Raw genomic sequence first — 6,811 nt, forward strand, 5'->3', positions numbered from 1 at the left:
CTGATCAGCGGCGACATCGGCCACCTGGACGAAGCCGGCCGGGTGTATGTCACCGGCCGCTCGAAGGACGTGATCATCCGCGGCGCCCACAACATCGACCCCGGCATGATCGAAAGCGCCCTGCTGCGCCACCCCGACGTGCTGATGGCCGCCGCCGTCGGCCAGCCCGACGCTTATGCCGGCGAGCTGCCGGTGGCCTTCGTCAGCCTCAAGCCCGGCGCGCAGGTCGATGCGCAGGCGCTGGCCGCCTTTGCCGCGCCCTACATCCCCGAGCGGCCGGCCATGCCCAAGCGGGTGGACGTGCTGCCGGCCATACCGACCACCGCGGTGGGCAAGGTGTACAAGCCGGCCTTGCGCGCGCTGGCCACGCAGCGGCTGCTGGAAGAACAGCTGGCCGCCGCCGAGCTGCCGGCGGGCGCCGTGCAGGTGGAGGTGCTGGACACTGTCGCCGGCCTGCAGGTGCAGTTCCACCTGGCGCGGCCGGAGACGGAAGACGCCGTGCGCCGCCTGATGCAACCCTACCCGCTGGCTTACCGCTGCCTGCCCAAAGCCTGAACACCGCATGACCGACAGCCTCCATCTCCACCGCGACGGCGCGGTGCTCACCTTGACGCTCGACGCACCGGCCCGCCGCAATGCGCTGACGCCCGAGATGCTGTGCCGCCTGGCCGATGCGGTGATCGACTTCGCGGCCGACCCGGCCCTGCGCGTGGCGGTGATCACCGGCGCCGGCAGCCAGGCGTTTTGCGCCGGCGGCGACCTGCAGCGCACGCTGCCGCTGATGACCGGCGACCGCCTGGCCGAAGACGACTGGGACCGCCGGCTGCTGGCCGATCCGCTGGTGATGGCGGCCTCGGGCCTGCGCGACTACCCGCTGGACAAGCCGGTGATCGCCGCCATCAACGGCCACTGCCTGGCCGCCGGCTTCGAGCTGATGCTGGGCACCGACATCCGCATCGCGGCCGACCATGCCCGCTTCGGCCTGCCCGAAGTGCAGCGCGCGCTGCTGCCCTTTGCCGGCAGCATGGCGCGGCTGCCGCGCCAGGTGCCGCAGGCGCTGGCGATGGAGCTGATGCTCACCGGCGACCCCATCGACGCCGCCACCGCGCTGCGCATCGGCCTGGTCAACCGCGTGCTGCCGGCGGCCGAGGTGCTGCCCGCCGCCCAGGCCCTGGCCCGGCGCATCGCCGCCAACGGCCCGCTGGCGGTGCAGGCCGTCAAGCGCACGGTGCGCGAAGCCAGCGGCCAGCCGCTGGCCGCGGCCTTTGCACTGGAAAACGAAGCCAAGCGCCAGATCATGGCCACCGAAGACGCCCGCGAAGGGCCGCGGGCCTTCATGGAAAAGCGGCCGGCGGTCTACAAGGGGCGCTGAGCGCCCGGCTGCAGCACCACCCGTTCGACAAAGCGCCGCACGTCCGCCTGCGAGGCCTGCACCGCCGCCTCGTTGCGGCCCACGTGCGTGCCGCGGGTGACGATGCGCCGGGCAGCGGTGCAGGCCACGCCGCGCGAGCCGAAGCTGTCCACCACCAGCGTGGCCAGGCCCAGCTCGTTGAACAGCCGCACCCAGGGCTGCAGGCTGGGCGGCACGCCGTCCCTGCCATGCGCGATGACCACCGCCGGCACCGGCGGCGCGGCACTGGCCGGCAGGCTCAGCTGGGCCGCCCCTCGCAGTACTGGCATGGTCTGTGGTGGCATTGGCCGCGGCGGGCCGTGGGCTTCCTACAATCGTTTGCATGATCGCCATCCACCCCCTGCACGACGACATTGGCACCCCGCTGATGGCCGGCCGTGGCCGCTCGGCGGGGGTGCTTGTGGCAGGCCAGATGCTGCGCTTTGCCGGTCTTCAGCCGGCAGCACATTCCTAGGCCCGGCGATCACCCTCCCCCCTCACGCGCAACTCCAGATCGCCGGGCCCCCAACCCGCGCAGCATCGCGACCATCCCACCGATGGCCGCGCCCTTGGAGCGCCCCATGCCCACCCTCGTCGATGAGCGCACGCTCACTGAACTCGACCACGTCCGCCTGACCCACCTGCTGCAACGGCAAGCGGGCCAAGGCGCCACCGCCGATGCACTGCAGGCCGTGCTGGCCGATGCCCTGGTGCTGCCCACGGCCCGATTGCCCGCCCATGTGGTGACCATGAACTCGCGCGTGTTGCTGGTGGACCTGACCACCCGCGCCTGCTCGACCCTGACGCTCACCTACCCCGCCGATGCCAACGCCGCCGTGCACAAGGTGTCGGTGCTGTCGCCGGTGGGCAGCAGCCTGCTGGGCCTGCGCGTGGGCGACGTCGCCCGCTGGTCGTCGCCCGACGGCCAGACCCGAGAGGCCCAGGTGGCCGTCATCGAGTTCCAGCCCGAAGCGCACGGCGACCTGACGCTGTAGTCAGCGCCCCCGCCGGTCATCCGTCGGCCCTGTGTGCTGCCCTGGCGGGCGGCAGGCCGACGCACGTCGATGCTTTGTGTTCGCAAGGAGTTTCCATGTCCCGCCTTCATTCCATCCTGGCCGCCACCGACCTGTCGCCGCTGGGCCATAACGCGGTACGCCGCGCCGCCATCCTGGCCGCCGAGCATGGCGCCGTGCTCCACGTGCTGCACGTGGTGCCCGCGCAAAGCCCTGAAGCCACGCTGGAGACCGCCCGCGTGCAACTGGGCTGGCTGGCCCGCCAGCTGAACTCGCGCGAAGACCTGGTGGTGCGGGCCGGCGTGGGGCCGGTACTGGCCGTTCGCGCCACGGCCGCGCGGCCCTACCGGCGCGTGATGGTGGCCACCAGCTTCTCGCCCGGCTCACAAGCTGCTGCGCGCCTGGCGGCCGACCTGCATCCCCGCGCACGGCTGCAGCTCGCGCACGTGCTGCGCTTTTCGGGCCAGGACTCGGCGATGCGTGAAGTGGGCGTGCCGCTGCACATCGTGCAGGCCTACCGCCAGCGCGAAGTGCAAGGCACACAGGCCCGCCTGCGCCGGCTGGCCGACCGCATCGGCATCGCACGCGACCGCGTGGAGCATGCAGTCAGCCGCGGGCCGGCCGCGCCGATGACCTTGCGGCTGATCCAGGCCTGGGGTGCCGACCTGCTGGTGGCCGGCCACAGCGGGGGCAGCGCGGTGCGCCGCTGGTTGGTGGGCGACATCCACCGCGAGCTGCTGCGCGGTGCGCAGGCCGACGTGCTGGTGGTGCCTGCCGTGCCCAGCCGGCCCCACGGCGCCGGCGGCCGGATGGGGCTGCCCACGCCCGGCCGCGTGTAGGAAGTTGGCTGACAGGCAGCACGACAAACAAGGACGGCAGGCACGGAAAACGGCCACTTTTGTCACGGTTCTCGGGCTTCTACAGTTCATTCCAACGCAGCGAGACAGCTGCACCCACCAGGAAGAGCCCGATGAACACGACCCAGATCCTTGCCGAGATTCGCGAAGCCAACCTCGGCTACCTCATGCTGGCGCAAAGCCTGCTGCGCGCCGACCGCCAGCCGGCGCTGGAGATCCTGGGCCTGCATGGCCGCGCCGCGGACCGGCTGGTCGGGCTCACCGCATCGGAGCTGTCCAGGCTGGCCAGCGGCAACACGCTGCTGTCGCGCTTTTCGATGGAAGACGACGTGGTGTTCGACCTGATCACGCAGCACGCCAAGCCCGCTGCCAACGGCAGCGCCCTGCGCCAGGCCGCCTGATCCGACTGACTCCGAAAGCACGCACCATGGCACGCACCAAGAGCATCCTGACCGAAGCCAAGCAGATCGAACGCGCGGTCACGCTGATCGAGCTGGGCGCACGCATGCAGGTCCTGGAATCGGAAACCGACCTGAGCTACGAACGCCTGATCCGCCTGTACAAGGAAGTGGCGGGCAAGAGCCCCAGCAAGGGCCAGCTGCCGTTTTCCACCGACTGGTTCATGACCTGGCAGCCGAACATCCATGCCAGCCTGTTCTTGAACATCCACGAGTACCTGAACAAGACCTCGGCGATGGACGAGATCGACGTGGTGATCAAGGCCTACCAGCTGTACCTGGAGCAGACGCAGTCGCAGGGCCTGGAGCCGCTGCTGTCGGTCACCCGCGCCTGGCGGCTGGTCAAGTTCGTCGACAACGGCATGCTGACGATGACCCGATGCAACTGCTGCAGCGGCCACTACGTCAGCCACCCGCACGAGATCGCCAAGCACTTCACCTGCGGCCTGTGCAACCCGCCGGCCCGCGCCGGCAAGGGCAAGGCGGCAGGCGCGCTGTCCACCGCGGCCGAAGCCCTCGCTTGATCTTCATCAGCGCGGCTTGAACCGCCGCGCCGAGCCCCCAGTTTTGTGTTGTCTCCTCCTGGCACCGTCAAACGTGCTTTCAGCGGCCCTTGTGGCCGCTTTCTTTTTGGGCGCGGGGCGGCTTGTGGGTACCGGCGTGGCCGGCCTGGCCGAACAGCGGCCGGGCCAGCAGCGCACATGCAGCGGCAAGACCCCAGGCGGCCGGCCAGCCGCCCAGGCGCAGCGCCAGCGGCACCATCAGCGGCGTGAGGAAGTAGGCGCTGAAGGCCAGGGTATTGCCCAGGCCCAGCGCGGTGCCCACATGCCGCAACCCGGCTTGAACAGCCAGTTCCGTGAAGGCCACGCCATGCCAGGCCGAAGCCAGCATGCCGGCCAGCACGAGGAGGCCCCACAGCGCCCAGCGGCTCAGGGCATGGGCTGGTCCCCCCTGCCCGCCCACCGCCACCGCCCACGCTGCCAGCAACGCCAGCACCCCGAAGAGCACGGCCACCAGCAGGCAGCAGCGCTGCAGGAAGGCGGGCCGGTTGCCGTGGCGGTCGGTCCACGCGCCGCTCCACACCCGCAGCGTGGCGGCGCCCGCCTGGTACAGGAACATCGCCGCGCTGGTTTGCGCGATGCTGAAACGGCCCACGTCGTGCAGGAACACGGCCAGAAAGCTCAACACCGCGATCTGCCCGACGCACAGCGCACCGATGGCCAGCACCAGGCGCCAGGTGGCCCAGCGCCGCAGGGGCGATGCGGCAGCCGCTGCGCCTTGATCCTGCATGGCCTGCGCCGCCGCGGGCGGGGGCTGGCGCAGGCACCACCAGCACGCGGCACCGGCAGCCATGCAAGCCACCGCCAGCACGGCGAAGGCCGCCCCAAAGCCCGCCTCGACGGCCACCGCGGGCACCGCCAGCGCGCCCAGCGCGCCGCCCACCGGCAAGGCGGTCTGGCGGATGCTCATCGCGAGCCCCCGCTCGCGGTCGCTGAACCAGAGCATCACGGCTCTGCCGCTGGCGCCGTTGACGCTGCCGCCGGCCAGGCCGATCAAGGCCATGCCGGTGGCCAGCGCCGCCAGCGAAGGGCGGTGCCCGCCAGCGGGTGAGACGAAGAGGGACAGCCAGGCCAGCACCGCCGCGGTCAGGCCCAGGCCCCACAACAGCACCCGGCGATCGCCCAGCCGGTCCGTCAGAAGGCCCCAGGGCAATTCGCTCAAGGCGATGCCCAGCCCCACCGCGCCGATGGCGATGCCCAGGCCCGAGGTGTCCAGCCCATAGGCTGCCCGCAGCGGCACCGCCGCGGCGGGCAGGCCGGAGATGGTCGCGGAAAACACCGCGTTGCCTGCAAACCCGGCCGCCAGCACCAGCCAGCGTCGGCCATCGCGCCGGCCGCCCGTCCTCATGTCGATTCGTTGTTCCATCCCGCCATTGAAGAGCCCTGCGCCAGATTCAGCAATGCCCGCCGGTACAGAAGACTGATGCATTCGGTGCAATAACATGCCGGCATGGCCAGATACCGAACGACCTTGCCGCCGCCGGTGCTGCATGCCGGCGCGCTCGATGAACTGCAGGCCTTCGTGGCCGTGGCGCAGGCGGGCAGCTTCACCGCGGCGGCGGCACGGCTGGGCAAGGACGGCTCGACGGTGTCGCGCCGCATCGCCGCACTGGAAAGCCGCCTGGGTGTGCGCCTGGTCGAAAGAACCACGCGGCGGGTGGCCTTGACGCAAAGTGGCGCCGCCTACCTGGCCCGGGTGACCACGGTCTTCGATGAGCTGGCCAGCGCCACCGCGGACTTGTCTGCGTCCAGCGAGCAGCCGCACGGGGTGCTGCGCATCACCGCACCGCTGAGCTACGGCCGGCTCTGGCTGGCACCCCTGCTGCCGCGCTTCCTGCAGCAGCATCCACAGCTGCGACTCGACGTGCACTACAGCGACCGGCTGGTGGATGTGGTGGCCGAAGGCTTCGACGCCGCGGTGCGCATCGGCCAGCTGGCGGACAGCTCGCTGGTGGCGCGCCGCCTGGGCGGCATCAAGCGCAGCCTGGTGGCTTCGCGTGCCTACCTGCAGCGGCACGGCACGCCGCAGCGGCCGGAAGAGCTCAGGCAGCACCGCTGCCTGCAGTTCAGCAGCGCCCCGGCCGCTGCCCCCTGGCTGCTGCGCCAGCCCACGCAGCGCGTGAAGCTGGCGTTGCAGCCCGCGCTGGTGGCCGACGACGCGGAGTCGCTGCTGACGGCTGCAGCGGGTGGTGCCGGCATCGCGGCAGTCACCGACTGGCTGCTGGAGAGGCACCCGCTGCGCCGCCACCTGGTGCCGGTGCTGCCCGACTGGGAGCTGGGCGAGGCAGGCGCCATCTACCTCGTCACCCCCGGCACGCGCTTTCTGCCGGCCAAGACCAAGGCCTTCATCGCGTTGGCCGCGCAAGCGCTGCGTCGCTGACCGCCGCCCGCTGGCGGCCACAACGGTTGATGTGCGACAAACCGACAGCCGCCCGTTGGTTCTAAGGTGCGAAACAGCACACGGCACAGCCGTACGCCGTGCGACCGCACAACCTGCCAAAGAGGTGCTCCATGGCGCTCCCTGCCGACACGC

9 protein-coding genes and 1 pseudogene are annotated in these 6,811 nt (G+C 71.2%); 8 read left to right on the top strand and 2 right to left on the bottom strand.

Annotated features, from left to right (window positions below; genetic code table 11):
- Positions 1-555, top strand: a pseudogene (locus ABNT58_RS04380) (acyl-CoA synthetase); the annotation flags it as partial.
- 7 nt (positions 556-562) lie between these two features.
- A complete protein-coding gene (locus ABNT58_RS04385) occupies positions 563-1,372 on the top strand; it encodes an enoyl-CoA hydratase-related protein (RefSeq protein WP_348752290.1) in 810 nt (269 codons plus the stop codon).
- On the opposite strand, the gene ABNT58_RS04390 is transcribed toward ABNT58_RS04385, so the two are convergent.
- Complete coding sequence (locus ABNT58_RS04390) at positions 1,357-1,680, bottom strand: hypothetical protein (protein ID WP_348752291.1); 324 nt, start codon at positions 1,678-1,680, stop codon at positions 1,357-1,359. The genes ABNT58_RS04385 and ABNT58_RS04390 overlap by 16 nt on opposite strands.
- A 53-nt stretch (positions 1,681-1,733) precedes the next feature.
- Here ABNT58_RS04390 and ABNT58_RS04395 point away from each other — a divergent pair, with 53 nt between their 5' ends.
- The 5 genes from ABNT58_RS04395 (at position 1,734) to flhC (ending at position 4,242) form a co-directional block, all read left to right on the top strand.
- A complete protein-coding gene (locus ABNT58_RS04395) occupies positions 1,734-1,865 on the top strand; it encodes a hypothetical protein (protein ID WP_348752292.1) in 132 nt (43 codons plus the stop codon).
- A gap of 106 nt (positions 1,866-1,971) precedes the next feature.
- Positions 1,972-2,385: a nucleoside diphosphate kinase regulator gene (rnk, locus tag ABNT58_RS04400; RefSeq protein ID WP_348752293.1), complete on the top strand. Its 414-nt coding sequence runs from the start codon at positions 1,972-1,974 to the stop codon at positions 2,383-2,385.
- Positions 2,386-2,480: 95 nt separating this feature from the next.
- Entirely contained in the window at positions 2,481-3,242 is a 762-nt protein-coding gene (locus ABNT58_RS04405) for a universal stress protein (RefSeq protein WP_348752294.1), read from the top strand.
- A 131-nt stretch (positions 3,243-3,373) separates the two neighbouring features.
- Positions 3,374-3,661, top strand: coding sequence for a flagellar transcriptional regulator FlhD (locus ABNT58_RS04410; protein ID WP_348752295.1), 288 nt, complete (start codon positions 3,374-3,376; stop codon positions 3,659-3,661).
- Positions 3,662-3,687: 26 nt separating this feature from the next.
- Positions 3,688-4,242 carry a flagellar transcriptional regulator FlhC gene (flhC, locus tag ABNT58_RS04415; RefSeq protein WP_348752296.1) on the top strand — a complete coding sequence of 185 codons (555 nt, stop codon included), beginning with the start codon at positions 3,688-3,690 and terminating at the stop codon, positions 4,240-4,242.
- A gap of 79 nt (positions 4,243-4,321) precedes the next feature.
- Here flhC and ABNT58_RS04420 read toward each other — a convergent pair whose 3' ends face one another.
- Positions 4,322-5,626 carry an MFS transporter gene (locus tag ABNT58_RS04420; RefSeq protein ID WP_348752297.1) on the bottom strand — a complete coding sequence of 435 codons (1,305 nt, stop codon included), beginning with the start codon at positions 5,624-5,626 and terminating at the stop codon, positions 4,322-4,324.
- 102 nt (positions 5,627-5,728) lie between these two features.
- Here ABNT58_RS04420 and ABNT58_RS04425 point away from each other — a divergent pair, with 102 nt between their 5' ends.
- Positions 5,729-6,658, top strand: coding sequence for a LysR family transcriptional regulator (locus ABNT58_RS04425; RefSeq protein WP_348752298.1), 930 nt, complete (start codon positions 5,729-5,731; stop codon positions 6,656-6,658).
- Positions 6,659-6,811: the final 153 nt, after the last annotated feature.

Source organism: uncultured Aquincola sp. (assembly GCF_964001545.1).
In the GTDB taxonomy this organism is placed as follows: domain Bacteria; phylum Pseudomonadota; class Gammaproteobacteria; order Burkholderiales; family Burkholderiaceae_C; genus Aquincola.

Coding starts and splice junctions, on each gene's coding strand:
- ABNT58_RS04385 (WP_348752290.1), top strand. CDS start 563: ATGACCGACAGCCTCCATCTCCACCGCGACGGCGCGGTGCTCACCTTG.
- ABNT58_RS04390 (WP_348752291.1), bottom strand. CDS start 1,680: ATGCCAGTACTGCGAGGGGCGGCCCAGCTGAGCCTGCCGGCCAGTGCC.
- ABNT58_RS04395 (WP_348752292.1), top strand. CDS start 1,734: ATGATCGCCATCCACCCCCTGCACGACGACATTGGCACCCCGCTGATG.
- rnk (WP_348752293.1), top strand. CDS start 1,972: ATGCCCACCCTCGTCGATGAGCGCACGCTCACTGAACTCGACCACGTC.
- ABNT58_RS04405 (WP_348752294.1), top strand. CDS start 2,481: ATGTCCCGCCTTCATTCCATCCTGGCCGCCACCGACCTGTCGCCGCTG.
- ABNT58_RS04410 (WP_348752295.1), top strand. CDS start 3,374: ATGAACACGACCCAGATCCTTGCCGAGATTCGCGAAGCCAACCTCGGC.
- flhC (WP_348752296.1), top strand. CDS start 3,688: ATGGCACGCACCAAGAGCATCCTGACCGAAGCCAAGCAGATCGAACGC.
- ABNT58_RS04420 (WP_348752297.1), bottom strand. CDS start 5,626: ATGAGGACGGGCGGCCGGCGCGATGGCCGACGCTGGCTGGTGCTGGCG.
- ABNT58_RS04425 (WP_348752298.1), top strand. CDS start 5,729: ATGGCCAGATACCGAACGACCTTGCCGCCGCCGGTGCTGCATGCCGGC.